Origin of the sequence: Taklimakanibacter albus (assembly GCF_016595235.1) — a bacterium.
GTDB lineage: Bacteria > Pseudomonadota > Alphaproteobacteria > Rhizobiales > Aestuariivirgaceae > Taklimakanibacter > Taklimakanibacter albus.
Window position 1 is genome coordinate 161,922 of record NZ_JAENHL010000007.1, and the last position, 25,685, is coordinate 187,606.

The window sequence follows — 25,685 nt, forward strand, 5'->3', positions numbered from 1 at the left end:
TCATGACCGACAAGCAGCCATCACGCGCCGTGCGGCTGTTCGGCACCGACGAAGCGGTCGAGCCGCCACGCATCGTGACGGCGGGCGCCCTCAGCGTCGAATTCGAGACCGGCAATCTGCGGTATATCCGCTATGGCGGCATCGAAATGATCCGCGCCATCTCCTTCATCGTCCGTGACAGGAATTGGGCGACCTACACGCCGCTCCTCTCCAACCTGCTGGTCGAGGAGAACGGCGACAGCTTCGCCATCAGCTATGACGCCGAGACGAAGGACGAGGACCAGTCCTTCCGCTACTCGGCCAGGATCACCGGTGCCGCCGATGGCAGCATCGATTTCATGGCCGAGGGCAAGGCGGCGACCGACTTCGTCACCAACCGCACCGGCTTCGTCGTGCTGCACCCGATCGCCGGCGTCGCGGGGAGGCCCGCCTGGGTCGAGACGGCGGACGGCAAGAAGGTCGACACGAGCTTCCCCGATCTCATCTCGCCGGCCCAGCCGATCATGAATATGCGCGCCATCACGCATGAATTTGCACCGGGCGCCCGCGTCGTCTGCCGCATGGAAGGCGATGTCTATGAAATGGAGGACCAGCGCAACTGGATGGATGCCTCCTACAAGACCTATGTGCGCCCGCTGGCGAAGCCCTGGCCCTATGAGCTGAAGAAGGGCGAGAAGCTCAAGCAGAAAGTATCGCTGCGCCTCGACGGCGAAGCGCCTGAGGCCAATGCCAAGGCAAAGCCCGTCACCATACGGGTGGGCAAGTGGCTGGGCGCCGTCCCGCCGCTGGGTGTCGGCCTCGCGCCGGAAGATGCCGCCTCGGCCGCCAAGGCGGTGACGCTTCTGGGCCAGATAAAGCCGGTGTATGTCATTTGCCACTACGATACGCGCCTCGGCCACGATCAGAAGTCGCTGAGCGCGATGCTCAAGGTTGCGAAGGCGCTCAAGGCGGATGCCTGGCTCGAAGCCGTCGTCACCAAGGTCGAAGGCTTTGAGAAGGAGATCGCCGGCCTCGCCAAACAGGTCTCGCGGCTCAAGCCGCCCTTCAAAGCTGTATTCCTGTCGTCCGCTTCAGACATGAAGAGCACGCAGCCGACAGGCCCCTGGCCACCCTGCCCGCCGCTGGCGGACATCTACCGGCTCGCCCGCCGCCTGTTTCCCCGTAGCCGTATCGGTGGCGGCATGATGAGCTATTTCACCGAGATCAATCGCAAGCGCCCGCCCGCCGGACAGGCCGATTTCATCTCCTTCACCAACTCCGCCCTCGTTCATGCGAGCGACGACCGTTCGGTGACTGAGGGACTAGAGGCGCTGCCGGCGATGGCCAAGAGTGTCCGGGCCCTCAGCGGCGGCAAGCCTTTCGCGGTGGGTCCCAGCGCCATCGGCATGCGCTTCAATCCTTATGGCGCAGCGCCACAGGCCAATCCCAATGATGTGCGCCAGGCGATGAACCGCAATGATCCGCGCCAGCGCGGCCTGATCGGCGCCGCCTGGGCCTTGGCTTATTTCGCCCATTTCGCGCGGGGCGGCGCCAGCGCCATTGCGCTTGGCGGGCTGACCGGTCCGTTTGGCGCACTCTACAGCAAGAGCGCATGGCCGCAGGCCTGGTACGACACGAGCAAGGGCCTCTATCCCGTCTTCCACGTCCTGCGCGGGCTGGCGCGGCTTGCCGGCAATGATCTTCTCGGCCTCGAGATCAGCCGGCCGCGCGACGTTCAGGCTTTGGCGGCACGGCGCCCGGATGGCAAAACCGAATTATGGCTCGCCAATCTCACCGGTGAGACCGTCACCGTCGATATCGGCGCCATGTTCAAGGGTGGGCGCAAGATGGTCCTGGATGAGCACCGCTTCATCCAGGCGGCGGACAAGGTAGAATTCCTGGACAGAAGCAGGGGCAAGGTGGAAACGTCGCGGCTTACGCTCGACGCCTATGCCACCTGCCGGGTCATTTCGCCCTAGCTTGAAGTTTGCGACCAGCGTGACTCGCGCGGCGACTCGCCGAAGCGCTCGCGATAACGCGTCGAGAAATGCGACTGGCTGGCGAAGCCGCACAGGAAGGCGATCTGCTGCAGGCTGTTGCCGGTGCGATAGGCGGTGAGGATCTGCCGGCGTGCTTCCTGAAGGCGAAGCTCCATCAGCTCATGGCCGAAGGTCGTGCCATGCATCTTGAACAGCTTGAACAGATAGCGCAACGAGATGCGATGCGCCTGGGCGACCTTGGCCGGCGAGAGCTCGCCGTCGCCCAGATGCTCCTTCATATAGGCGCTCAGGCGCTTGAACATCACATGGGCAAGTGACCGGTCCTCGAATTCCTGCTGTCCCGCCTGCTGCGCCGTTTCCAGCATCAGGCAGAGCATGTCGAGAAGCGGCTCCGACAGACGGTCCGCCGCCTCGGGCGACCAGGGCATGTCCGGCCGCATCAGGCGCGTCGCCATTTGCCCGATCGTGGCGGAGAGCGTCGCATTGGCGATGTTTTCGCGCGCACAGAGCGTGTCGATCGACGGCAAGCGTCCGCGCAGGATGGCGCACGGAATCTTGAGGGTCAGGTTCTCGAAATCATCCGAGCACGCCGCTTCATAATATTCCGACGAATTGAGCAGCGCGACGCCGCCCGGATCGATGAAACCCGAGCGTCCGCGCTGATCGAAATAGAGCTGGCGCTTGAGTGGAAAGATGAAGACGAAATTCTCGGCACCATCTTCCTTGGCCGCCTCCGCATAGCGGAAGACGCGCTGCTGGCTCGACTTGAAGCTCGATAGGCCGATGGGCCCGAGCACCGCCTCATGCAGCTCGCCCTGCACCTCGCCATCGATGCGCGGTTTCACGTCGACGCAATAATAGACCTGGTTCATGAAATCCCGCCAAGCGGCGAGCCGGGCGGCAGCCGGGACTTCCTCGGTGGAAAAGGCACGCAAGCCAAGCTTCATAGGAAAGCCCTCACCTCCCATGACCCACATCCGGGCTCGATAGTGACGGACAGGTGGGGGCGAGTCCAGAGGCAGGCTCAGGGCTTCCCACCAAAGTCGCCTGCGGGTTGGACGTCGTGCCCAGTACCTTCAGGTGAAAATGACTGTGCACTGGCGCGAAAGACGGGTCCGGTGAAGCTTCCTATAGTTGGAGCGCAGTCTGGGCCTGAGCCCATCCCTGCCGAGATGCGTGAACGCATCCGTCAACGATATTTGGAGGGAGAGCCCGGATGATCCGTCACATCAATCGCCGTCATATCGTCGGTGGTATCGCCGCCGGCGCCGTCGCGATGCCTTTCGTATCGAGGCGCCCGGCGCTGGCCGCCGATCCCATTCTGATCGGCCTGCCGACAGCGCAGACCGCCCAGGCCGGTGTCGCCGACCATCAGGACTATCTCAATGGCGCCACCCTCGCGATGGAAGAGATCAATGCCGCGGGCGGTGTGCTCGGCCGCGAGATCCAGTTCGTGGTGGTCGATGTCGATCCGCTCTCGCCCGAAAGCTGCCAGATCGCCATCAGCAAGCTCGTCGATGCCAAGGTGCATGCGATCGGCTGCGCCTTCACGCTGGTGCCCATCCCCACCGCAGACGCGTCCTCGAAATACAAATGCCCCTTCCTGTGGGGCGTCACACAGCGCAACTATACCGAGGAAGTCGCGAAAGACCCGGAGAAATACGGCCATTGCTTCCAGACCGATCCCTCGGAAGTCCATTACGGCTACACCTTCCCGACCTTCCTGAAAGACATGCGCGATGCCGGCGTGTGGAAGCCGCTCAACAATGGCGTCCATATCGTGCAGGAGCAGATCGCCTATAACCAGACGATCTCCAAGGCGCTGCAGGAGGCCCTGCCCAAGAGCGAGTTCACCCTCGCCAAGATCACCGACATTCAATACCCCGTGCAGGATTGGGGCCCGGTCATTCAGGACATCAAGGCGACCGGCGCCGGCGCCGTCATGATCGACCACTGGGTCGCCGCCGAATATGCCGCTTTCGTCAAGCAGTATCAGGCCGATCCGCTCAAAGGCGCCCTCGTCTATCTGCAATATGGCCCCTCGCAGCCGGAATTCCTGGAGCTCTCGGGGCCTGCAGCCGAAGGCTTCGTGTGGAGCACCGTGCTCGGCGTCTATGCCGATGAAAAGGGCAAGGCCTTTCGCGAGAAATATCAGAAGCGTTTCCCAGGCATCATGGGCCTTTGCTACACCGGCAACTCCTATGACACGGTCTATTTCCTGAAAGCCGCCTGGGAAGCGGTCGGCGATCCGTCGAAATTCAAGGAAGTCTGCGACTGGATCCGCGTCAATTCCTATCGCGGCGTCTGCGGTTTCATGGACATGAACAACAAATACCAGGAATGCGCGCATTTCCCGGACAATGGTTATGACGTCACCGCGACCGAGCTGGAAAAGGGCATGGGCCAGCTGTTCTTCCAGGTCCAGGACGTGCAGCACAAGATCATCTATCCCGATGCGCTGAAGGAAGTGGCTCTCAGGCCCGCGCCCTGGTGGTCATGACGAAGACTCAAGTGAGCGCGTCGCAACCGCTCTTCGCCTGCTCGGATATCAGCCTCGACCTTGGCGGCCGTGAGATCCTGCGAAAGATCTCACTCGCCGTCGGGCCGGGCGAGGTGCTGGGCATCATCGGGCCGAATGGCGCCGGCAAGACGAGCCTCTTCGAGGTCCTGTCGGGACGCATCGCGCCCAAATCCGGCACCGTGACCTTCAGGGGCAAGGATGTCACGCGTTTGCGCCTGCATGAGCGCGCCAGGCTCGGCATCGGCCGCACCTATCAGACGCCGGTGGTTCCGGAAGACCTGACCGTCGGCGAGGTGCTGAAGGCGGCACGCCAGGCCTACAGGCCCTATCTCACCGGCGACCACGCCGAATGGGGCGCCGAGCTGGTGCGTTTCAAGATCGACAGCCACAAGCCTGCCTCGCGCCTCGACACGCTCGACCGGCGCAAATTGCTGCTGACCTGCCTTCTGATGCGCCACCCGCCCCTCATCCTGATGGATGAGCCGGCGGCCGGCCTCATCAATTCCGAGGTCGACGAGTTCGACGACCTGATCCGCATCCTGTCCAAGGAGATGAATGTCGCGATCATCATTGTCGAGCATCGCATCGAACTTCTGGCGACCATCGCCGACCGCGTGATGGTCATGGATGCCGGCGAGACGATCTCGGAAGGTGCGCTCGATATCGTGCTGAACGACCCGCGCGTCCATGCCGCCTATTTCGAGAATGTAGTCGAAGGCAGCCTCGACGAGGAGGCCGCTTAAGATGGACCATGCCGTGCCGCAGAAGAAGGAAGTACTGAACGTCAAAGGCCTGTCGGCCGGCTATGGGCCGATGCGCGTCATCCACGACCTCGATCTCATCGTCTATTCGGGCGAGCGGGTCGGCCTTGTCGGCCTCAACGGACATGGCAAGTCGAGCTTGTTCTTGGGCATCGCCGGCCTCACCGGCTGGCAGCGCGGCTCGATCAAGCTCAATGGCGTCGAGGTCGGCCGCACCAGAAGCCAGGGGCCCGGCCGCTACACCCATCAGGTCGTCCGCCAGGGCCTGGCGCTGATCCCGCAGGGTGATGAGATCTTCACCGGCCTCACCGTCGAGGAGCATCTCGACAGCGGCGCCTTCACCCCGCGCGCCTGGCGCGAGCGGGCCGAGCGCAAGGAACACGTGCTCAAGATCTTCCCGCCGCTCCGCAAGCTCATGAAGACGGCGGTCGGCCGCCTCTCGGGTGGCGAGCGCCGCATGGTGTCGATCGGCCGCGGCCTGATGGCGGAAGCCTCGCTCTTCCTGGTCGACGAGCCTTCGCTGGGCCTCGCACCCAAGATCGGCAAAGGCGTCCTCGACGCGCTGATGAGCGTCGAGCTCGGCCAGTCGGCCATGATCATCGCCGAGCAGAATGTCGCTCTGCTCGAAGGCCGCGTCGACCGGGTCATCGGCATGCATGTCGGCAAATTGAAGGGCGAGGCTTCGGCTTCTCTCACGTTTCAGACCAGGCGGGAGCATTAGCGCATGATCCGGAAAAGTGGATACCGGTTTTCCGGCAGGATCATGCGCATTGGAGAGATGATATGAACTGGAGCTTCGTCATCGCCAATGCGATCACGCTCGCCTGCATCTACGGCACGCTCGCCATCGGCATTTCGATCACCTGGTCGAGCCTCGGCCTCATCAACATGGCCTATGGCTTCATCTTCGCTTTGTCGGGTTATGGCGCCTGGCTCGCGGCGCAATATATCTCCGCCAACGGCTTCGTCGTCATGGGCGCCGGCATCTTGACCGGCGCTATAGGCGGCATGCTGGTCTGCGCCCTCGCTTTCATCCCCATCCACGACAAGCCCAATTTCACCGTGCGCGGCATGATCGCCACGCTCGCCGTGAGCCTGGTCGGCAACCAGGCGCTGCTGTGGTATTTCGGCCCACGCGCCAAGAGCCTGCCGCCGCTCTTCGGCTCCTCGCAGACGTCGATCTTCGGCGTGGTGATGACCGCCGACAAGATCGGGGCGGTGGTTTCCTCCGTGGTGCTGCTCTCGGCGGTTCTGCTGTGGATGCGCTCGAGCCGGCGCGGCCTCGAGATCCGCGCCATGATGATGAACCCGCATGCCGCCGCGATCGTCGGTATCGGGGTCAGGCGCACCGGCTTCTATGTGATGGCATTGACCGGCGGCCTTGCCGGCCTCGCCTCGGTGCTGCTCTCGCAGACCTATTATGTCGGTCCCTTCAGTGGCATCACGCCGATGGTCAAAGGCCTGAGCGTGGCGCTCTGCGGCGGGCTCGGCAGCGTCTTCGGCGCGGTGATCGCCGCAGCCTTGCTCGGCATCAACGAAGCCATGACGTCCGTCGTTTTCGGCGGTCAATATGTGCTCATCACCCAGTTCGCGCTGATCATCCTGATCCTGCTGATCCGGCCGCGCGGCATTGCCGGCATCCTCGACAAGGCGCGCGAGGCCTGATCCATGACCACCACCTGGAAAAATCCGGTCTCCGCCTTCGATCCGGAAAAGCCGGTCGAGGAAGTCGTCACCAACGACTATCTCTCGCCGCAGTCGCAATGGGACGCGACCCGCTCCTATAACGTGCCGACCCCTCCGGTCGGGCGCCTGCGCTACTATCACAAATGGGCCGGCCACGGCGACAAGCTCTGGCATCGCCTGCGCTACTGGCCGACGCGCCGCCGCGTGCTCGATATCTCGGGCGGCTACAATTCCAAGACCTTGCGGCGCCAGAAGACGATCGAGGACAAACGCCCGATCTGGTGGATCTTGAGCCTCCTGGCGCTGGCGATCGCCCCCTTTTTCATTCCCGAGAACCAGCAGAATGCGCTGCTGACCGCCGGCGCCGTCTTCGGCATCTATGCCGCCATCAATCTGTGCTGGATGCTGATCATCGGCACCGCCGGCATCTATTCCCTGGCGACCTATGCGGTGGTGGGGGCCGCCGCCTATGGCTCGGCCTATCTCTCGATCCATATGGGCCTGCCCTGGTGGGCCATGCCCCTGGTCGGCAGTGTCATCGGCCTCGTCTTCGGCGTCATCATCGCCATTCCGGCGACAAGGCTCGAGGGCTTCTACTACGCCCTGCTCACGCTCGGCCTGGTCGAGCTCTGCCGCGTCTATGTCATCCAGTCGCGCGAATTCGGCTCGGCGACGGGCGGCCTCTACGGCGCCGACAGCTACATCCCGCAGGACTGGCCGCAGCATGCCCAGCTTCTGCTCGGCTATTATGCGGGCCTCGTTTTGATGATCCTGGGACTGTTCCTGTTCCGCTTCGTCAATGGCAAGCGGCTCGGCCGCGTGCTGCGCATGGCGCCGGAAAAACGCGAGGCCTTCGCCGAGGCGACCGGCGTCAATTACCGCGCCGCCCGCATTCAGGTGTTCCTCATCTCGTCATTGGCGCTGGGTTTCATCGGCGGCTTCTATTCGGCGCATTTCCGCGGCGCGGCGCCCAGCCTTTTCTCTTTCGATACGATGCTGCTGTCGCTCGCCATGCTGGTCATCGGTGGCCTGGGCCGCGCCGAAGGCGCCGTGCTCGGCACCCTCATCGTCGTCTTCATCGACCGCGTGCTGGTCGATTGGGGGCCGATGCGTTTCGTCCTGATCGGCACCCTCATGCTGCTGGTGGTGCTGTTCCTGCGCGGCGGCCTGTTCGGCATCAAGGAACAGTTCCGCGCCTGGCGCGACAAGAAGAAGAGCGAGAACCGTTCGTCACGGGCGGAGAAAGGTGGAGAGATGTTACCCGAGGAAGCGACCGAGACCGAAAACAAGGACATCATCTATTTCCGCCGCTTCGACAAGATGCAGCGCGATTTTCTCAAGAAGCTCATCACGCCCGAAATCATCGAGGAGCATCGCAAGCGGCCGCTCGGCCAGCACAGCGAAGCGCTCGAGCGCGTGCTCACCTATTTCCGCCGTCAGCCGCAGAACGACAAATATGCGATCACGGTGATCGAGCCCTTCAAGTCCTATCGCCTCGTGGCGCTGTCGGGCACGCGCGGCGTGGCCCCGCGCCTCGTCGAGGACAAGATCTATGGCAGTCCCGACGAGGCCTATCACGCTCTGTTCCTGCGCCGCGTGCAGGACCTGCTGGAAGCCTGAATTTTCTACGATTGTTGACCGGAGTCGTTCTTCATGGCGCAAATCAAAGTCTTTGGTTACACGGACAAGATCTCCGTGAAGCCCGGTGACGAGCTCACCTTCCATATCCATGCTGACGGCACCGACAAAGCCATGGCGCAACTGGTCCGGCTCATCCATGGCGACGAGCATCCGAGCGGCCCGGGCTTCATCGAGGAGGAGATCGCCTCGCCGCTCAACGGCGAATGGAAGGTCCGCAAGCAATATACCCAGGTCGGCTCGTTCCTCACCGTGGACGACCCTGGTCAAAGGCTGGGCCAGGACGGCGACTTCACCCTCTGCGCCTTCATCTACCCCACCCTTCACGGCAATGGCGTGCGCCAGGCTCTGCTCGGCCGCTGGGACATCTACAAGAACGAAGGCTTCGCGCTGTGGATCAACCAGAAGGGCTTTCTCGAATTCGGCGTCGGCGATGGCGAGGAAGTCGACTATCTCGCGGCCGAGGCGCCGCTCATCCGGAACATGTGGTATTTCGTGGCGGCGAGCTATGACCGTAAGAGCGGCAAGGCCACGCTCTATCAGGAATGCGTGGCGACCCGGTACAACAGCCTCCTCAGCAAGGTGGTGCCTTACGACTACCGCTCGCATGTGCGCGAGACTTTCCGCTTCAAGCCGAAGAACCCGAAGGACCTGCCCTTTCTCATCGCCGGGGCGCGTGACTGGCATGAGGTCAGAGGCTCGTTCGTCGCCCAGAATTTCAACGGCAAGATCGACCGGCATGGCATGTTCGACCGGGTTCTCACGCGCGAGGAGCTGGACGGTATTCGCGACACCGGCAAGCCGCCGCAATCCGGCATCATCGCTTATTGGGACACGACCGCCGGCTATACCGACTATGGCATTGGCGATGAGGTCCGCGACATCGGGCCCCATGGCCTGCATTCCAAAGGCTACAATCGCCCGGTCCGCGCCCAGACCGGCTTCAACTGGAACGGCCGCAATGATTCATTCCGCCTGGCACCCCAGGAATATGGCGGCGTCGAGTTCCACAATGATGCGGTGATCGACTGCAAATGGGAACCGACCAAGAGCTGGACGGTGCCGGAGCTCAAGAGTGGCGCCTATGCGATGCGGCTGCGCGCCGGCGACGGCAAAGGGCTCGGGGAGGAATATGTCGTCTTCTTCGTGCGCGCCAAGACGCCTAAGGCCCGCATCGCCTTCCTGGTGCCGACCGCCAGCTATCTGGCTTACGCCAATGAGCATTTGAGCTTCGATGCCCAGATGGTGCAGCCGATCAGCGGCCAGCCGCCGATCGTGTCGGAGATCGACATCGAGCTCTATCAGACCAAGGATTTCGGCCTCTCCACCTATGACCATCACGCCGACGACGCCGGCGTCTGCTACTCCTCCTATCGCCGTCCCATTTTGAATATGCGCCCGCGCAGCCGCCTCTCCTCGATGGGCATCACCTGGCAGTTCCCGGCCGACCTCTCGATCATCGGCTGGCTCGAGCATCTGAACTATGACTATGAGGTGCTGACCGACGAGGACCTGCATGTCGAGGGGCTGGCGGCGCTCAAGCCCTATAATCTCGTCATCAACGGCTCGCATCCCGAATATTATTCTGAGGAGATGCTCGACGCGACCGAGGACTATATCGCCGAGGGCGGCCGGCTCATTTATATGGGCGGCAACGGCTATTACTGGAATATCGGCTTCCGGCCCGAGGAACCCTGGTGCATGGAGGTGCGCAAGCTCGATTCCGGCATGCGTGCCTGGAACGCGCGGCCCGGCGAGCATTATCTGGCGACCAACGGCCAGCGCAGCGGCCTGTGGAAGAATCTGGGCCGGCCGCCGCAGAAGCTCACCGGCGTCGGCTTCATCTCGCAAGGCTTTGAGTCGGCGAGGCCCTATCGCCGCATGCCGGACAGCTACCACCGCCGTGCGTCCTGGATGTTCGAAGGGATCGAGGGTGAGATCATCGGCGATTTCGGCCTCGCCCATGAAGGGGCGGCCGGCATCGAGATCGACCGCTACGATCTGAGTCTCGGCACCCCGCCCCATACGCTGATCGTCGCGGCATCGGGCGGCCACAGCGACAATTACATGCTGGTCTGTGAGGAGATCCTCTATGCCTATCCGGGCATGACCGGCACGCACGACTACCGCATCCGCGCCGACATCACCTATTTCACCGCTCCCCATGACGGCGCCGTCGTGTCGACCGGTTCGATCGCTTTCGGTCAGTCGCTGCCCTTCAACAACTTCGACAACAACGTCTCGAAGCTCTTGAAGAACATCGTTGACGCCTTCGCCAAGAAGGGCAAATTGCCGGGCTGGGCCTGGACGGCTGAGGAAAAGCAATGGCGCTGATGGCGCATGGGTCCGTCGGCTGAAGCAAATCGTCAGTCGACAGAGCTAATATGCTCAATTTATTCAATTTTCGCGGACTTGTGGCTTCCATGAACGGGCCGCACGGCGGTCTACCGGAGCACCTCGAATGCCGGGGGCCGGAGACGATGCGAGAGTGAATATCCCACCAGCCACTGACAGTCGATGCTGCAAACACAGCTTCACCGTCCGCCCAAGCGGTGCGGAAATCGCAATCCAGGTGGCGAACACAATTCTCTGCAACCGGTAGAATTGGGATGGCAACCGGGTCGCAGACGCCAAATAGATTCTTTTATGGTTGACAACCTTGCTCAAGGACGGGCTCCAGGCAATTGCCTAAGGGGAATTTTCCCTTTAAAATCATAACCCATGGTCAATTTTTAATTATCCAACTCGGTCGAATTTTAACAATATTTTAGTAGCATTCCCAACTGCCCTAGCGTAGCCTTTAAGTGGGATGGCACGTAGGCGTACACTTTCTTTGAGTACCGGTTCTGCCGGAGGTTTGGCGAAGGCTCGTTGGAGCACTCTGACCAAGCAGAACGGATTTCTCGCGAAAATCGACAGCTCGACGAGCTCGATGGCTTTGCCAAGGGATGCCGGCGCATCTTTGGCGGCATGGTGGTTGCAACGCGCCCCTGGCCAACATTGGATTGGCTCAAAATCGCACACTGGCACAGAGGCACGCCACTATGCTTGATCGTACCAAATCTCCGGAGAAGTCATGGGGCGCGGCGCCCCGTACCTACTCCAACTCACGCAATACGCTGGTTCTGGGCGGCGCCGGTTTCGTCGGCTCGCATCTTTGCGAACGGCTCCTTGCCGAAGGTCACACCGTGACCTGCGTCGACAACATGCTCACCGGCTCGCCCGCTAATGTCGCGCATCTGATGCAGACGAACCGATTCTCCCTGGTCCAGCACGACATCGTCAAGCCGATGAAGTTCACCGGCAGGTTCGACCAGATCTACAATCTCGCCTGCCCGGCTTCACCGCCCGCCTATCAGGCTGACCCTATCCACACGATGAAGACCAGCGTCCTGGGCGCCATCAATGTCCTTGACCTGGCGCGCGAAGACAAGGCGTCGGTCTTCCAGGCTTCGACGTCCGAAATCTATGGCGATCCCCTCCATCACCCGCAGAACGAGAAAGACTGGGGCAACGTGAATCCGATCGGTCCCCGCGCCTGCTATGACGAAGGCAAGCGTTGCGCCGAAACGCTGTTCTTCGACTATCACCGCGTCCACGGTGTGAAAATCCGCGTCGCGCGCATCTTCAACACCTATGGCCCGCGCATGGCGATCAATGACGGGCGCGTGGTTTCGAATTTCGTCGTGGCCGCGCTGCAGAACAAGCCGATCACCATCTACGGGACCGGGGCGCAGACACGTTCCTTCTGCTATGTCGACGATCTCGTGACCGGCATTATCCGGATGATGAACGCCCCGGACAACGTCGTGGGCCCGATCAATCTCGGCAATCCGGAAGAATTCACCGTCCGGGATTTCGCCGAACTCGTGATCCGCCTGACCAATTCGAAGTCATCGATCGTCTATCTGCCGCTGCCCACCGACGATCCCCGACAGCGCCGTCCCGATATCGGCCGTGCCGCCGAGATCCTGGGCTGGCGCCCGACCGTCGCGGTCGAGGCCGGTGTCCTGCGGACCATCGCCTATTTCGACTCCGTGCTGAGGATACCGGAAGCGGTGCATTGACGGCAACTTGAGCGCAACGACCCTGGCAAACCACAAATCGTGAGGCGGCCATGCTGAACACAAACTTTCCGACATTCAAGGCTCGTCGCGTGAACCATATGAGACGCATTTTCTGCGTGTCGTTGGCAGGACTGTCGATGATGCTGATCCCGACGGTGCATGCGCAATCGAGCACCAATTCCGCACCGGCTGTCGCCGAGCAAACCGTGGCGGCCGCAACCACAGAAACTGCCCTGCCCAATGCCGGAGAAAGCCTCAGCGCCCAGCGCGAACGCGGCGAGAACCTCATTACCGGCTGGAACACGACTCAAAACAAGGAGGAAGGCGTCAAGCTGCTGGAGGCGGCCATCGAGAAGGGCGACCGCAGATCCCTCATCATTCTTGGGCGCCTCTATATGGATGGCCAATTTCTGAAGCGCGATCATCGCCGTGCTCTGGATCTGTTTCAGCGCGCCGCAAAAAATGGTGATTTCGAGGGCGTGGAAGCGCTGGGAGAAACCCTGATGTGGGATGCCAAAACGCCGGCCGACCGGCGGGAAGCGGAACGGCTTCTCAATTTGGCGGGCACTGGGGGCCGCGGGAGCGCCTGGACGACATTGGCTTATGGCGCGCTCTATGACAAACTTAGCTCCGCAGCGAACGCGAACTACAATACCTATGTTGAGAAGGCGCGTGCGCTTGGCGATGCGCAGATCGAAATCGTCGAAGCCGAACGCCTGCTCTATCGCGCAAGCAGGAGGCCCAATCCAAGCGCGGCGATTGCCAGCCTCGAGAAAGCGGCGTCCGGTGGAAATTCGGAAGCCATAAAATATCTGGTCAAGCTGTACCGGGACGGCAATGGCTACAACGTCAAGCGCAACTTGGCGAAGGCCCGAGCTTATCTCAAGAAGTACGGGACGAAGCTGTCATCCGAGACGCAGCAGCAACAGGCCTTTCTCCTTCAAGCCGCTGTCGCGCGGTCGAGCACCGAGTTCTCGAAGCTGGCGCATACGGCGCGCGCCCGCACCGACTTCACGTCGACTGATTTTCAGAGACAGCTCTATCAGTCAAACCAGAATTTCTCGATCTATCTCGCCCAGGACAAGCTGAGAGAGAAGAACCTCTACAAGGGTCCCCTGAATGGGCGGGCGACGACACGCACAATGGCTTCCCTGCGCGACGTCTGTAAGACGCTCGTGTGGAAGGGCAATTGCGACAAGAAGATATTGTCGGATCGCTCCCTGGCCGCGATCATCGCGAACTGATCAAGGTGAAGCGCCATAGACCGCCTGGATTCCCCTCCAGGCGGTTCTGACTATGGACTCAAGGTCCGAATGCTTGGGCGCGAAGCCAAGGACCTCGGCGGAACGCGCCGTGGCCGCAACGAGCACGGGCGGGTCGCCAGGACGGCGCGGGCCCCTGCTCTCCGGGACGCTCAGGCCGGTCACGCGCTCAACCATCTCTATGATTTCTTTTACGCTGAAGCCGCGGCCGGTACCGAGATTGAGCGCGACAGGATCGGCGTTTCTCGTGAGACGATCAAAGGCCAGCCAATGAGCGGTCGCGAGATCGCCGACATGGATGTAGTCACGAATGGCCGTGCCGTCCGGCGTTTCATAATCCGTTCCATGAATCTGCAATTCCGGGCCAAACCCGCCGGCCGCCATCAAGGCCCTCGGAATAAGATGCGTCTCCGGATCATGCTTTTCGACGAGTTGCCCCTCGTGGTCGCAGCCCGCCGCGTTGAAATAGCGCAAAATCGCGTATTGCAGACCGAAGGCAGTGGAATGGTCGGACAGCATCTGCTCGCAGATCAGCTTCGTGCGGCCATAGGGATTGATCGGTTTCTGCGGCTGCCCCTCATCGATCGGCACTTTGTCCGGAATGCCATAGGTCGCACAGCTGCTGGACAAGACAATGCGGCCTACGCCCGTCTCGCGCATGGCCTCCAGCAGCCTCGCGGTTCCCGCAACGTTGACGTCATAATAGCTGTCGGGCCGCAGCACGGATTCACCGACATAGGCCAACGCCGCGAAATGAAAGACCGCCTCGATCTCATATTCGGTAAGCGCCTTCAGAAGGCTCGCTTTGTCCCGGATATCACCGACGATCAGCGGTCCCCAACGGACTGCTTCCCGATGTCCATTGGCGAGCGAATCGAAGACGATGGGCTCGATCCCTTTTGCCGCCAGCACTTTACAAGTGTGGCTGCCGACATATCCTGCCCCACCCGTGACCAGAACCCGCATTTTTCACCGTTTTCCGTTCGCCGTCGCTTTGCGGCGCGGGCTCGCCTTGCCGGATGCGGTCGCGAACTGCTCGAAGGCGGAAGAGGTCTTCATCCAACCGAGATCGACAAGCTGCTTTGAATCACGATAGCGCGCCGAGCGTTCATATTTGAGCGAGAGATTGGGATCCTTGGCGAGCGCATCGACATAGGACGACCGCTCTTCGAGGCCCTTTTCCTTCACCCCCTTGTTGTCATTGATCGACGAGACGATGCTCTCATAGAAGCCCGGCAGGAACTTGAAGTGGAGAACGGCCCCCTGCAGGTCGGACAACCGGGCATAATTGAGCGAGTGCTGGGCGACGAGATACCCTACCCCTTTTCGCCATTTGACCAGCGGAACCTGCGTGATGCAGGGCGGGCGCTTCGCCTTATGCTTGCCATGCCAGAAGGCGCGTTCCCGGAAACCGCTGAACATCAGCTCCGGCGGATAGCTGCCCTCCGCGAAAACCGTCCATCCCAATTCGGGATCGAAATACGGGCAGGTGCCGAGGAACGATTGTCCGCGCTTGTAGCGGGCTTTCACGATCGCTCCCTCGCCATACATGTCGATCACCAGCGATGTCAGGGCATCGGCCCCGGACTCATCGAGATACTGACAGAATCTTCTGAGCGAGATCGTCTCGCAATGTGGGTATACGAACATCTCGTCCGCATCGAGGGACAGGCTCCAATGGCCATCCCCGAAGACGTTCCGCAGCGCATTCGTCCAGCGCGGCGGCTCTACATTGTCAGCGAAGAAATTGCCGTCGCTGTGGAAGCAGTGGCAATCCCGCTGTCCGTGGAGGAATTCCACGGTCCCGTCCGTCGAGCCATTGTCGATGAAGAAGAAGCGGTCGACCCCGAGCTGCCGGTGATAGTCGAGGAGAAAGGGCAATCGCATGCTCTCGTTCTTGATGCAGGCGAAGGCCCGTATCTCCCCTTTGGCGGTGGGAACGTAATGCCGATCAAGCTTGATTAACTGTACCGTCTGGGCCACTTCGCACCCCTTGTCCATCTCCTCCATACTATAAACCAAGACGCGATAAAGTGCTTCATTTCCTGACAATTTTCGTTAAAACTGACGTCCAGGAACCAATGAAGACCTCTGCCGCGAGGACCCAGACGCCACCAGTGGCCAGGAAGCTCAAAAGAGGGAAAGACGTGCCCAGACGCAAGACGCCTGCCAAGACACAGCCGAAAAACTCGTCCAAATCAGCCAGCCGCGCCCCTCTCAAGATTTGCATCGTGACCCGCCAGCTCCATGGCTGGGACGAGCCGAGCGAGGCCACGGCCGCCACCGTCGGCCTTGCACAGTATTTTGCCGCCCAGGGCGACGCCGTCACTTTGCTCTGGGTGCCGCCGTTCGAAAGCGTCGACGACACGCGCGTCTACAAACTCACCCAGTATTTCTTCAACAATCACCTCATCACGCTCGAAATCCTCAAATCGAGCCCGCACATGCTGCCTATCCTGTGGGGCACCGAAAAGTCCTCCGCCGCGGTGTATTATCACCTCAAGGAGCAGAGCTTCGACGCGGTCTACTTTGCCCTCGAAGGAGGCCTCGGCTACTACACCATTCTGGCCAAGGAGCTTGGCCTGTTCGAGCCGCATCCCAAGCTCCACGTCCTTGCGAATGCGCCGATCGCCTGGCAAGCCGCCGCCGATCGGCATTTCCTCGAAGATCTCGCCCAGGTCACCATTGCCCATATGGAGCGGTACTGCGCCGAGCAGGCGGACAACCTCATCTGCTCCAGCAGCTATCTCCTGGGGTGGATGAAACAGGAGGGCTGGGACGTCGCCAGGAATGCATCCGTCCTCCCTGCCTTGCGTCCCTTCGAATGGAAATTGCTCAGCGATGCCGTGGCCATTCGGGATCCGGACGAGCCGGTGGACGAACTGGTCTTTTTTGCCGGTCCCGAATTCCACAGAGGGCTCACCCTTTTCTGCGATGCGCTCGACGCACTCGCCAAGACGCACACTGGACGCCTCACCGTCACGCTCATGGGCCGCTTTGGCAAAATTCTTGGCGAGCATACGGGCGGAATGGTGGTGCGTCGTGCGCGGCGGTGGCCGTTCGATCTTAAGATCATGCCGCGCCTCACCGATCAACAGATCGTCTCATATCTCAAAGGTCGGCGTTGCCTGGCTGTGGCAACCTATCTGTCCGCCAACACGCCGCTCGACATCGCCACATGTCTGGAAGAAGGCATTCCCTTCGTCGCCACGGATGTCGGCGGCATCGCCGAGACGATCGCGAAGAAATCGCGCGCCCACGCCTTGGCGCAGCGAAAGGCCGCGGCTATTGCAGAGAAGATTAGGGCGGCACTCGAGGCCCCCCTGCGCATCGAGCCGGAAACGCCGGCAGCCGAGAAATACGCGCTCTGGAGCCGGCACCTCGATGAACTGGCCTCGGCCTCAAAGCCCGCATCGACCGGAACAAAGATCGCCACAAGTAAGAAGCCGCCATTCGTCTCGATCGTGATGGTTCATTACGACCGGCCGGATTATCTTCTGCAGGCGATCGATGCCGTCGAGAAGCAGGATTATCCGAATTTCGAGCTCATTCTCGTCGATGACGGTAGCAAGCTGGCCGAATCGCACCGGCTGCTGGAGAGCCTGGAGCCCCGCTTCAAGAAGCGCGGCTGGAAGATCCTGCGCAAGGAGAACAAATATCTTGGCGCCGCACGCAATGCCGGTGTGCGCGCGGCCCGTGGTGAGCGCATTCTCTTCGTCGACGACGACAACGCATTGTTCAAGCATGCCGTTTCGACTTTCGTGAAGGCGATGGACGCCTCGGGCGCCGATATCTGCACCGCGTTCCAGAAGATATTCCACGAGCAGTTCATTCCGTCGGACGAGAAGTATGGTTTTGTTCAATACTTCCCGCCGGGCGGTTCCCTCGATCTGGGCTTCATCCACGATTCATTCGGCGATGCCAATGCCATGATCCGGCGCAGCGTCTTCGACAAGATCGGATTCCAGATCGAGGACTACGGCTATACCGCGCAGGATTGGGAGTTCTATACGCGCGCGACGCTCGCCGGGCTCAAGCTCCGCATCATTCCGGAGCCGCTTTATTGGTATCGCTCGAGCTCGCAGGGCATGTATCGGACATCGCACTGGTACGACAACCGCCTGCCCATCCTGGCCGCCTTCCGCAAGCACGGTTTCACGGGGCTCGACCACCTCTACCACCTGGTGATGTCGGCCAATGTCGGCGCTTCGGAAAAGGAGAGCTACAAGGAGAATCTGCATTACAACATCTCGGACGAGCGGCATTTGCAGCTCGCGAAGATGGATCCGGCTTCCGACGAGGCCATAACTCTGCTCTCGGAAATAGCCGCTGCCGAGGGACGAGCGGACACTGCTCTCATTCTGCTGGGGCGAGGCCGGACTCCGGATTTCCGCACGCTTGCGGGCGACGCCCTCAATGTGCGCGATCAGACCGACAAGGCGCTCATCGAATCGGGCGGCGAATTTACCGGCGATGTGCGGTTCAGCGAACAGCAGCTCAGGGAATTCGTCATCCGCTCATCGGATCGTCGCAACGCGGTTCCTCTCTCCTATGTCGAGGAAAATGACCGCCTTTATCTCGAGGCGCGCGGAGACTTCGTCTCCGTCGCCGTGAAAGCCGCCGGAGCCTCAGCCGGTACGATTGCGGTCTCGGCGTCGATTTCCCTCAATCAGGCCATCACCCAGCCAACCGAGTTTCTCATTCTCCTCGTCCCGGAATACGCCGATCCGCTGCTCGCGGTGGAAAAGGCCGCCGCGGCGCCGGGCGAAGGTTCGAGCGGCTGGTGCGGCCTTGCCTATCCCTACGAAGCCCGCAATATCGAGGCCCGTTTTGCCCTGCCGAGCACGCAGCCTCACAATATTGTCGTCGCTATCCGGAGCAAGACAAAGCCGTCAGCGACCGCGACGCTTGGCTGCTTCGCGCGCCTGACGGTTGTGAAGTCACTGGGCTATGAAAACACGCGTCGGCCTCGCCGCGGAGCGCCGCCGCATCGCCAGCGCGCCCGCGAATGGACGGACGCGGAGCGCCTGACCGCGAAGCTCGAAACGAATTACCCGAGCGCGCTGCCCCTCCTGCTCTTCCCAGCCTATCACGAAGGCCTGTTCCTCCGGCCGAGCACAGACGGCCATGTTGTGGCGCATCTTCCGTGGGTGTTCCCTCCCTTCGCCCGGCGTGTCGTGGCATCGGTGGAGATCGCTCACGACGAGGCCTCGCCCTTCGAGTTCGCCATGGCTCTGACGCGGCCGACTGAGCCCGTGGAATGGTGGTCGGGAGAGATGCCGAAGGATTGCCTTGCTTTCTCAGGCTGGCTGCGCGTCGAGCGGCATTTCGAGCTTCATCAGCTTTCGATGGAACTGCCGGAAATGGTGCGAACGCATTTGTCCATCAATCTGGCGGTGCGCCTGCCGTCAGGCTCTCAGCCCAGTCCCGCCAACGCTTACTGGCGGAAGCTGATCCTGGTTTGGGAAGAGTGATGGCCACGCTATGACCGAATCCGACTATGAAGAGATTTCCCGTTCCGAACGTCCGATATTCATCTTCGCGTCCGGTCAGCGCTGCGGCAGCACGCTGTTGCAACGCTTTCTGAATTCGAACCCGAATTTCCTGATCTGGGGCGAGCACAACGGCTATCTCCGGACCTTCTCGGAGAATTTCCGCGCCTTGCAGGATTGGTCTTACGCAAAATCCGAACAGCGCGATATTTTCTTCAGCGAGGGCTACGACAACTTCCTTCCCAATGTCGTGCCCGTCAACGAGGACCTCGAGCGCGCGGCTATCGCCCATATCTGGGCTCTGTTCGGAGCACCGGCCAGAAGGCTGGGCAAGCGCGTCTGGGGTTTCAAGGAAGTCAGATATCGCGTGCAGATCGCCCTTCATTTGCAGGAGTGCTTCAGCAACGCGCGTTTCATCCATTTGACCCGCAACATCGGCGACTGCTTCCGATCGATGAAAAGATGGGAGGCCACCGGTGAGTGGGAGCGCAAATGGACATATGAGGCGCTCGAAACCTGGGTCGCGGTCAATGAGAGCTTCCTCCGAAGGGGGGCTCACCTCAACCAGCTCATGACCTTGCGCTATGAGGATATGCTGGAAATGGGGCCCCAGGCATTTGCCCGACACATGGGAGATTTTCTTGGCGAACCCCCGGCCTCTTTCAATCTTGGAGTATTTTCAAGGAAGCTCGACGGCATAGACAACGCTATTCCGAGCTCCAGGAACATCACTGATGAGGAGAAACGGCTGATCTTTTCTGACCACGTGGTGCAGATTTCCAAGAGTTATGGATACCAGACACCTTGATCATATCGCGCCACATTTCTTCGGCTCAAAATACGACAAGCCCCCGAATATTGCCGTGAGCAGATATAGCGACCAACATTTTAAGCCGCGCCAATCGAGAAATCCGATGCGAAGGTTATTCATATCGTTCGGACTGCTCTTCAGCTTCCTGGTCGGAGCCTTCGGCATGATGTTGGTGCCCTTGAGCACTATTGCCGAGCTCCAGACGCTTGTCGTGGGGGATCGTACCCGCGAAGGATCCGGCAATCAAAGCAAGGCGAACAAGCTGGGAAGCCCCTTCATGACGGCATTTGCCGGTGCGCCGAAGAAGGTGAAGGCCTATGAAGAGCTGACGCCCGGCTTCTCGGTGGGCTTCGATGAAACGAAGGCCGCGTCGGTCTACGTTCTCCAAAAGACCGACAGCGCAAGGATCGGCGGCCCGGAAAACAAATATCTCATCGACGTCGACATCAGGGAAGCCGCCGGCTCCGATTGGGTCACGGTCGAAAGAGCGATCGAAAAGCCAGGCATTTCCCGCGTGATCGTGGCTCTGACGGCCAGGATGGCGCAGCCCGGGCAAGTCAGCTTCGTTCTCTTTGTTCCTCAGCTCGGGCAACCACCTCAGAGAATTCCTTTAGGGACAGCCGATATCGGCACGGACTTCAGGTCATTCATCCTGGAGAAATCTGTCGACCTGCGGAGTTTTCCGAATATCGACGTAAACTATCCCGCGCGCGTGGTGGCCCTGCTGCCGACACATGCCGGCATGTCAATCGAACTCGCCCGCTTCGATACATTCTCACTGTAATCGAGAGACAGTTCAGTCCCGAAATTACATGGCAAATAAAAATGGGCGCCTATGGCGCCCATTGGTAGTCAAGATCCTTGTGCCGGTATTGCCTTAGTAAGGCGCGCCGCCGCCTGACCGATCCGGCACCGTGCTCTGCTGGCCATTGGAAAATTCATTCAAGGCAGCCAGCGCCAACGCAGTACAAGCGCTGCCTTGGCCGTTCACTCCCGGGGGATACTTCCGGAGAAACTCCTCCAGGGCATCAATCGTATTCGCCTTCAGCGCATCTTCGCACGCACACTGTTCCGCCGAAGTCGTGCATTGGGGGCCTTGTACCGTCGCTTGCGCGGACAGGGCAAAACCACCAATACCCAGAGCTACTGCGCTGAGCGTGGTCAGAAGTTGTTTTCTAGGATCCATTGCCGTCACCAATTCTATTATGAAACCGGAGATTAACCCTTTATTAACCCTTCGTCAACGTTACAATTGCCACAAATAGTCTTGTGGTTAATTGGGGTTAGATGCAAATGACGGGCCAATTCGGGGCAGTGTTGCTGGCGTGTTTGGCGCTTCTCAGCCCCCAGCAAGTACACGCAGAAGATGCAATCCTGGCCATTACGATGACCGGCGACGCCTATGAAGGCGCCCCTAAATTCAAGATATTGGCCGATGAACACACCATCGGCACCGGGGAGCTCGCTCACGCCCTCGACACCAGCAAGGGCAACCGCCTGAAATTGCCGGCTGATCTTGAACGATCCACGACCGAACGCTTTCTGTTCGCTGTGCCGGATATCCAGAATGTGTCCCAATTTGAGATTGTGTTCGCCAATGATGCTTGGGCCGGCAAGGGCAAGCCGGGGGATCGAAATTTATATGTCCTGGGCCTCACCCTGAGCGTCGTGAAAAAGAATGCGACCGGGACCGCGGCGGAAGCACGGGACTTTCCGCCGCAACAGCTCGAGGCCCTGACACGCAGCCCGGACGGGGCCGCCGTCACACCGCACTATTCCGCCCTCTTTCAGGATGGTCGCCTCCGTCTCAGGCGGCCCCAGGGCGGGTGGATCGCGTCTGCAAGCATCGTCAAGCCCGCGCAAGCTGCGACACCGAAACCGAAGGCCAATCCGCCCTGCCAGCGCGCAAGGCTCGAGATTGGCGATTTCGCAAGGAACTCCACGGCTCTGTCACCCGCAATGCTTGAGCAATTGGAAAGGGCCAAAGCGGCTTTCAGCTCCTCTTGCACGGCGCGTATCACGGCCTATGCGAGCGGTGGGCCTTCTGACGCGTTCCGGGCCGAGCTTTCGCTCGCCCGAGCAGAGGCTGTCGCGAGGGAGTTGGCGCGGCTCGGCATGGCTCCCGAGCGCATCACAACGGTAAGCGGAAGCGGCGGTGGCCGGCGAGCGGTCATTTCCATTGAATGACCGCCAGAACCACCCTGCTCTCATCCTCCGGAGGACAGGTCACCCGACATAGGGTCTTCAGGCTGCTCCGCGTCCTGACGGCTCACCCCCGGTCCTTCGTCCAGCGAGGGTACACCGAGCGCCGCGCAGGCACTTTTGCCGGTCTCGGCACTGTGCGGATATTTTCTGAGGAAGGCTTCCAGCGCCTCGATCGTATTCTGCTTCAGCGCCTTTTCACAGGCGCATTCCTCGGTCTTGCATTTTCCGGTCGCTGCCTCGCTCGTAACCGCATTCAAACTCACGGTCAGCGCCAGCACGCCGAGTGCCGTCACGATTCGCTTGCTCGTCGTCATCGCCATCATGCCACTCACCATCTGCTCCATCTTAACGCTTTGTTAACCTAGAACCCAGCCAAAGCCGGGAATATGGTTACTTAGGGTGAGAGCAAGAGGCGTGCCATGAATGCAAAAACGCGGGCCCTAGGGGCCCGCGCTTTCTATTCAGCAAGAATAATCCGCTCGGTTCAGCTGTCGGCGGGCAGCCGCGGTTTCGAGCCGCGCCGGGCGACCACCGAGCCACACGGCTTGATGAAACGGCTGGCATAGCCATAGCCCATCGTCTTCATGCTGCTGGACAAGCCGCCCTGGGAGCGGACCCACGACCTGACCCAGCCCGGATAGTTCCGCATCATGAAATCCCGGGCGATCTTATTGCCGCGCTGGGAGGCGCCATAGGGCAGATGGAAGCTGAAGGAGGCGCCGGGGCTGATGCAGGTCTGGCTGGACGCCAGTCCCAGATAGAGCGTGCAGGCCGACTGGCACTTGCCACCAAACCGGACCTGCGTCCCATTCTGGCGCCAGCGCAGCATGCGCAGACCGTAATTGATGACATAACCCCCGCGGTCCGATCCGATCGACACGGCGCGCGGCGACAGATCATTATTGGGGGCGAGGCTCGCATATTTCTTCTGCTTAGCCTCAGCCAGGCCGCTCGTCATCGCGACGGCGCAGGCGGCAAACAGCAAGGTACGCACGACTTTGCGATTAAGCATATCCAACTCCCTTTCCCGAATATGCCGGGACGGTAGTCGCGCGCTCCGCTACTTAGAGTTAGAAAAACCGCTAAAATCCGAGCCAATCCCGATCTGGGAAAGCTCGTGTTTAAGCGACACTTGCCGATGATGCTCAAATTAGCCGAAATTTTCAGGCTCTCTTGCGCATGGTGATGGAGAGTGAAGAACCGTGAAGACGCGGTGGTATTGCCCACGTCATCTGCATTACCACCGCCTCCAGCTGATCGGCCGCAAAACCTCAAAGCCGCCGAATGATCCCTCTCATTTAGGCAGCACCCCGGCGATCGGATGCGCCTTGCTTTCCGGTGGCGTGGGCCCGCCGGAATAGAATTTCGACGCCGGATTCTCCTGCATGAAGTCATAGACGACCATGCCGAGCGGGCGCTTCTGCCGCGCGGCAGGGGCCTGCCGCCACGGGACGACCTCGCGCAATGCCGCCAGCGCCGCAGTCGGCGCCGGACCGAAATTGCGCTCAGGTCTCTGCGCCTTGCGCACTTCCATCCAGTAGCTCGCCATCAATACGTCCTGGGCCAGGAGATGGAAGGAAAGATCAACTGCCTGGCGTGCGCGCTGCGTCTTGAGCCGTGTCTGCGCTTCGAGATCCTCCACGGTCGCGACGATCGCCTGCCCGTTGGGTGTTACCGGCTGGTCGAGCTCGGCGAGCTCCTGCCACAGATCGGTCGGCAGATAGCCGTCGAAGGTCGGGATCTCCTTGCGGATCTCCGGGCTCAGCACATCGGCGGGCTTGATCACGGTGAAGAACGGATTGCGGAAGCGTTCGATGCGCTGCGCCACCGCGACACCGAGATTGGTGAGCGCGATGGTGAAGGCCTCCACCTGGTTCGCCATCGGATAGGGATCCCAATTGGCGTTGGAGAAGATGAAGCCCGACTTGCCGTTACTCAACGGTCCGCCCTTGATGTAGTATTTCATGAATTGCGGCGTCGAAAGCTCGGGCGCGCTTTCCGGCGTCAGCCCCGGCAGGACCGCCGGATTGTGATCCGACGAATTGATCGACAAATGCGTCGAGTCGCGCAATTCCGCCCAGGCTTCCCAGGCTGAACCCTGGCGCTGGCTCGAGGCCCGCATGCTTTCCGGATCCTGGATGATGCGGTCCTTGTCGTCATCGAAGAGATAGCTGCCTTTGATCATTGCCATGATGCGCGCCGCATCCCAGGTCAGCCACGGATAAGGCCGCATCGACTGCACCGGCGTCGAGATCGGCGTGACGCTCGAATTCATGCCGGTAAGACCCATGGCATAAGAGAGATCGGTCCATTCGAGGAGGCGCTGCGCATCGGCGAGGAGCAGCACGGTTTGCGCCTGCGCATAGGCATTGGTGCTGATCAGCGCCGCCTGATCGGCCGCGAACGGTTCGAGTGGCCTAATCCCCGCTTCTTTCAAGGCCTGCACCGCCGGCATCCGCACGCCTTTGTAATAGGCATCCCCCTCGCCCACCATCGCGGCGGCAATATTACCCATGGTCGGCAGGTCGCCCTCGCCCAGGGTGCCGCGCGACTGCACCACCGGGGTCACCCGCTTGTTCAGCATGTCGACCAGGATCTGCGTCAAAGGCGGGCTCGCCGCTTCGTAGGACATCGTATTGGCGCGGATCGCCATGATGGCGCGCACCAGCGCTTCCTCATGCATCTCCGGCCCATAGCCACGCGTCACACCATTGCGGAAACGTTGCAGCTGCTGTTCGCTCAGGAGCTTCTTGTTCTCGGGCGAGGTCGGATCGCCTGAAAAGATCACCGTCTCGCGCTGATCGCCGGCACCGCGGTTGAACCAGTAGATGGTGACATTTTCGGCGGCGCCCTGCAGCAGGAGGCCATAGGCATCCGCCGAACGCTGCCGCGCCTCGGCGCTCAGATCCACTTTCGCGCCATGGCGGGCAATGTCGATGACCTGCTCCACGGTGAGATCACGTCCGGTCAAGATGATCGTCTTGTCGGCTTGTGTTTCGGTGATCGGCTGATAGATCTGTGTCGGCTCGAAGGCCGGGGCGCTCAGCGGCGCCAGCATCAGCACCGCCGTGAAGGCGATGGAACAAAGCAGAGTCCTGGACTTGCGACGCACGACAAGATCACTCATGGCTTGAGTCTCCCCTGCAAGGCCGTTCCCGGGGAAAAGCGTATCGGCGAGGGAGGTGACGTCAATCCGCAACAGCCGTGGCACTGCCCTTCACGGTGCTCATGGCTGGCGGGCCTCGGGGCACAATTCTCCAGTA

General features: G+C 60.9%; 20 protein-coding genes. 13 read left to right on the top strand and 7 right to left on the bottom strand.

Features of this window, described 5'->3' with window-relative positions; translation table 11 throughout:
- Positions 1-2: 2 nt before the first annotated feature.
- The gene (locus JHL16_RS12330) at positions 3-1,958 is read left to right on the top strand and encodes a D-apionate lactonase family protein (protein WP_200185143.1); all 1,956 of its coding nucleotides are present in this window, start codon (positions 3-5) and stop codon (positions 1,956-1,958) included.
- Here JHL16_RS12330 and JHL16_RS12335 read toward each other — a convergent pair.
- Complete coding sequence (locus JHL16_RS12335; protein ID WP_200185144.1) at positions 1,955-2,926, bottom strand: helix-turn-helix domain-containing protein; 972 nt, start codon at positions 2,924-2,926, stop codon at positions 1,955-1,957. The genes JHL16_RS12330 and JHL16_RS12335 overlap by 4 nt on opposite strands.
- A 269-nt stretch (positions 2,927-3,195) precedes the next feature.
- On the opposite strand from JHL16_RS12335, the gene JHL16_RS12340 reads away from it, so the two are divergent.
- From JHL16_RS12340 to JHL16_RS12375, 8 genes are all read left to right on the top strand, one after another.
- Positions 3,196-4,479, top strand: coding sequence for an ABC transporter substrate-binding protein (locus JHL16_RS12340; protein WP_200185145.1), 1,284 nt, complete (start codon positions 3,196-3,198; stop codon positions 4,477-4,479).
- Positions 4,476-5,243, top strand: a complete 768-nt coding sequence (locus JHL16_RS12345) for an ABC transporter ATP-binding protein (protein ID WP_200185146.1) — start codon at positions 4,476-4,478, stop codon at positions 5,241-5,243. The genes JHL16_RS12340 and JHL16_RS12345 overlap by 4 nt, the downstream gene beginning before the upstream one ends.
- A gap of 1 nt (position 5,244) precedes the next feature.
- The gene (locus JHL16_RS12350) at positions 5,245-5,982 is read left to right on the top strand and encodes an ABC transporter ATP-binding protein (RefSeq protein ID WP_137859406.1); all 738 of its coding nucleotides are present in this window, start codon (positions 5,245-5,247) and stop codon (positions 5,980-5,982) included.
- A 62-nt stretch (positions 5,983-6,044) separates the two neighbouring features.
- Positions 6,045-6,926 carry a branched-chain amino acid ABC transporter permease gene (locus tag JHL16_RS12355; RefSeq protein ID WP_200185147.1) on the top strand — a complete coding sequence of 294 codons (882 nt, stop codon included), beginning with the start codon at positions 6,045-6,047 and terminating at the stop codon, positions 6,924-6,926.
- 3 nt (positions 6,927-6,929) lie between these two features.
- Positions 6,930-8,567 (top strand): branched-chain amino acid ABC transporter permease, encoded by a 1,638-nt coding sequence (locus JHL16_RS12360; RefSeq protein ID WP_200185148.1) that lies wholly within the window; start codon positions 6,930-6,932, stop codon positions 8,565-8,567.
- 33 nt (positions 8,568-8,600) lie between these two features.
- Positions 8,601-10,919: a N,N-dimethylformamidase beta subunit family domain-containing protein gene (locus JHL16_RS12365; protein ID WP_200185149.1), complete on the top strand. Its 2,319-nt coding sequence runs from the start codon at positions 8,601-8,603 to the stop codon at positions 10,917-10,919.
- 710 nt (positions 10,920-11,629) lie between these two features.
- Complete coding sequence (locus tag JHL16_RS12370) at positions 11,630-12,652, top strand: UDP-glucuronic acid decarboxylase family protein (protein WP_200185150.1); 1,023 nt, start codon at positions 11,630-11,632, stop codon at positions 12,650-12,652.
- A gap of 50 nt (positions 12,653-12,702) precedes the next feature.
- Entirely contained in the window at positions 12,703-13,896 is a 1,194-nt protein-coding gene (locus JHL16_RS12375; protein ID WP_200185151.1) for a tetratricopeptide repeat protein, read from the top strand.
- Here the strand turns inward: JHL16_RS12375 and galE are convergent, their stop codons facing one another.
- Positions 13,897-14,880 (bottom strand): UDP-glucose 4-epimerase GalE, encoded by a 984-nt coding sequence (gene galE, locus JHL16_RS12380; protein WP_200185152.1) that lies wholly within the window; start codon positions 14,878-14,880, stop codon positions 13,897-13,899.
- A gap of 3 nt (positions 14,881-14,883) precedes the next feature.
- Positions 14,884-15,801 (bottom strand): glycosyltransferase family 2 protein, encoded by a 918-nt coding sequence (locus tag JHL16_RS12385; RefSeq protein ID WP_200185153.1) that lies wholly within the window; start codon positions 15,799-15,801, stop codon positions 14,884-14,886.
- Between the two features lie 344 nt (positions 15,802-16,145).
- Here JHL16_RS12385 and JHL16_RS34955 point away from each other — a divergent pair, with 344 nt between their 5' ends.
- From JHL16_RS34955 to JHL16_RS12400, 3 genes are read left to right on the top strand one after another with little or no spacing between them, the layout of a single operon-like run.
- Positions 16,146-19,388, top strand: a complete 3,243-nt coding sequence (locus JHL16_RS34955) for a DUF6212 domain-containing protein (protein WP_200185154.1) — start codon at positions 16,146-16,148, stop codon at positions 19,386-19,388.
- A 10-nt stretch (positions 19,389-19,398) separates the two neighbouring features.
- A complete protein-coding gene (locus tag JHL16_RS12395; protein ID WP_200185155.1) occupies positions 19,399-20,214 on the top strand; it encodes a sulfotransferase in 816 nt (271 codons plus the stop codon).
- Entirely contained in the window at positions 20,195-21,001 is an 807-nt protein-coding gene (locus JHL16_RS12400; RefSeq protein WP_200185156.1) for a hypothetical protein, read from the top strand. Before JHL16_RS12395 ends, JHL16_RS12400 begins: the two co-directional genes overlap by 20 nt.
- Positions 21,002-21,094: 93 nt before the next feature.
- Here JHL16_RS12400 and JHL16_RS12405 read toward each other — a convergent pair whose 3' ends face one another.
- The gene (locus tag JHL16_RS12405; protein ID WP_200185157.1) at positions 21,095-21,403 is read right to left on the bottom strand and encodes a hypothetical protein; all 309 of its coding nucleotides are present in this window, start codon (positions 21,401-21,403) and stop codon (positions 21,095-21,097) included.
- Between the two features lie 107 nt (positions 21,404-21,510).
- On the opposite strand from JHL16_RS12405, the gene JHL16_RS12410 reads away from it, so the two are divergent.
- Entirely contained in the window at positions 21,511-22,404 is an 894-nt protein-coding gene (locus JHL16_RS12410; RefSeq protein ID WP_200185158.1) for an OmpA family protein, read from the top strand.
- A 20-nt stretch (positions 22,405-22,424) separates the two neighbouring features.
- Here the strand turns inward: JHL16_RS12410 and JHL16_RS12415 are convergent, their stop codons facing one another.
- The 3 genes from JHL16_RS12415 to JHL16_RS12425 form a co-directional block, all read right to left on the bottom strand.
- Positions 22,425-22,745, bottom strand: a complete 321-nt coding sequence (locus tag JHL16_RS12415) for a hypothetical protein (protein WP_210346016.1) — start codon at positions 22,743-22,745, stop codon at positions 22,425-22,427.
- Positions 22,746-22,906: 161 nt separating this feature from the next.
- Positions 22,907-23,434 carry a hypothetical protein gene (locus tag JHL16_RS12420; protein WP_200185160.1) on the bottom strand — a complete coding sequence of 176 codons (528 nt, stop codon included), beginning with the start codon at positions 23,432-23,434 and terminating at the stop codon, positions 22,907-22,909.
- A gap of 282 nt (positions 23,435-23,716) precedes the next feature.
- The gene (locus JHL16_RS12425; protein WP_246770926.1) at positions 23,717-25,549 is read right to left on the bottom strand and encodes an aromatic amino acid ammonia-lyase; all 1,833 of its coding nucleotides are present in this window, start codon (positions 25,547-25,549) and stop codon (positions 23,717-23,719) included.
- Between the last annotated feature and the right edge of the window lie 136 nt (positions 25,550-25,685).

Excerpts from the sequence above, each read along its gene's own strand:
- JHL16_RS12330 (WP_200185143.1), top strand. The coding sequence starts at position 3 with ATGACCGACAAGCAGCCATCACGCGCCGTGCGGCTGTTCGGCACCGAC.
- JHL16_RS12335 (WP_200185144.1), bottom strand. The coding sequence starts at position 2,926 with ATGAAGCTTGGCTTGCGTGCCTTTTCCACCGAGGAAGTCCCGGCTGCC.
- JHL16_RS12340 (WP_200185145.1), top strand. The coding sequence starts at position 3,196 with ATGATCCGTCACATCAATCGCCGTCATATCGTCGGTGGTATCGCCGCC.
- JHL16_RS12345 (WP_200185146.1), top strand. The coding sequence starts at position 4,476 with ATGACGAAGACTCAAGTGAGCGCGTCGCAACCGCTCTTCGCCTGCTCG.
- JHL16_RS12350 (WP_137859406.1), top strand. The coding sequence starts at position 5,245 with ATGGACCATGCCGTGCCGCAGAAGAAGGAAGTACTGAACGTCAAAGGC.
- JHL16_RS12355 (WP_200185147.1), top strand. The coding sequence starts at position 6,045 with ATGAACTGGAGCTTCGTCATCGCCAATGCGATCACGCTCGCCTGCATC.
- JHL16_RS12360 (WP_200185148.1), top strand. The coding sequence starts at position 6,930 with ATGACCACCACCTGGAAAAATCCGGTCTCCGCCTTCGATCCGGAAAAG.
- JHL16_RS12365 (WP_200185149.1), top strand. The coding sequence starts at position 8,601 with ATGGCGCAAATCAAAGTCTTTGGTTACACGGACAAGATCTCCGTGAAG.
- JHL16_RS12370 (WP_200185150.1), top strand. The coding sequence starts at position 11,630 with ATGCTTGATCGTACCAAATCTCCGGAGAAGTCATGGGGCGCGGCGCCC.
- JHL16_RS12375 (WP_200185151.1), top strand. The coding sequence starts at position 12,703 with ATGCTGAACACAAACTTTCCGACATTCAAGGCTCGTCGCGTGAACCAT.
- galE (WP_200185152.1), bottom strand. The coding sequence starts at position 14,880 with ATGCGGGTTCTGGTCACGGGTGGGGCAGGATATGTCGGCAGCCACACT.
- JHL16_RS12385 (WP_200185153.1), bottom strand. The coding sequence starts at position 15,801 with ATGCGATTGCCCTTTCTCCTCGACTATCACCGGCAGCTCGGGGTCGAC.
- JHL16_RS12395 (WP_200185155.1), top strand. The coding sequence starts at position 19,399 with ATGACCGAATCCGACTATGAAGAGATTTCCCGTTCCGAACGTCCGATA.
- JHL16_RS12400 (WP_200185156.1), top strand. The coding sequence starts at position 20,195 with ATGGATACCAGACACCTTGATCATATCGCGCCACATTTCTTCGGCTCA.
- JHL16_RS12405 (WP_200185157.1), bottom strand. The coding sequence starts at position 21,403 with ATGGATCCTAGAAAACAACTTCTGACCACGCTCAGCGCAGTAGCTCTG.
- JHL16_RS12410 (WP_200185158.1), top strand. The coding sequence starts at position 21,511 with ATGACGGGCCAATTCGGGGCAGTGTTGCTGGCGTGTTTGGCGCTTCTC.
- JHL16_RS12415 (WP_210346016.1), bottom strand. The coding sequence starts at position 22,745 with ATGATGGCGATGACGACGAGCAAGCGAATCGTGACGGCACTCGGCGTG.
- JHL16_RS12420 (WP_200185160.1), bottom strand. The coding sequence starts at position 23,434 with ATGCTTAATCGCAAAGTCGTGCGTACCTTGCTGTTTGCCGCCTGCGCC.
- JHL16_RS12425 (WP_246770926.1), bottom strand. The coding sequence starts at position 25,549 with ATGAGTGATCTTGTCGTGCGTCGCAAGTCCAGGACTCTGCTTTGTTCC.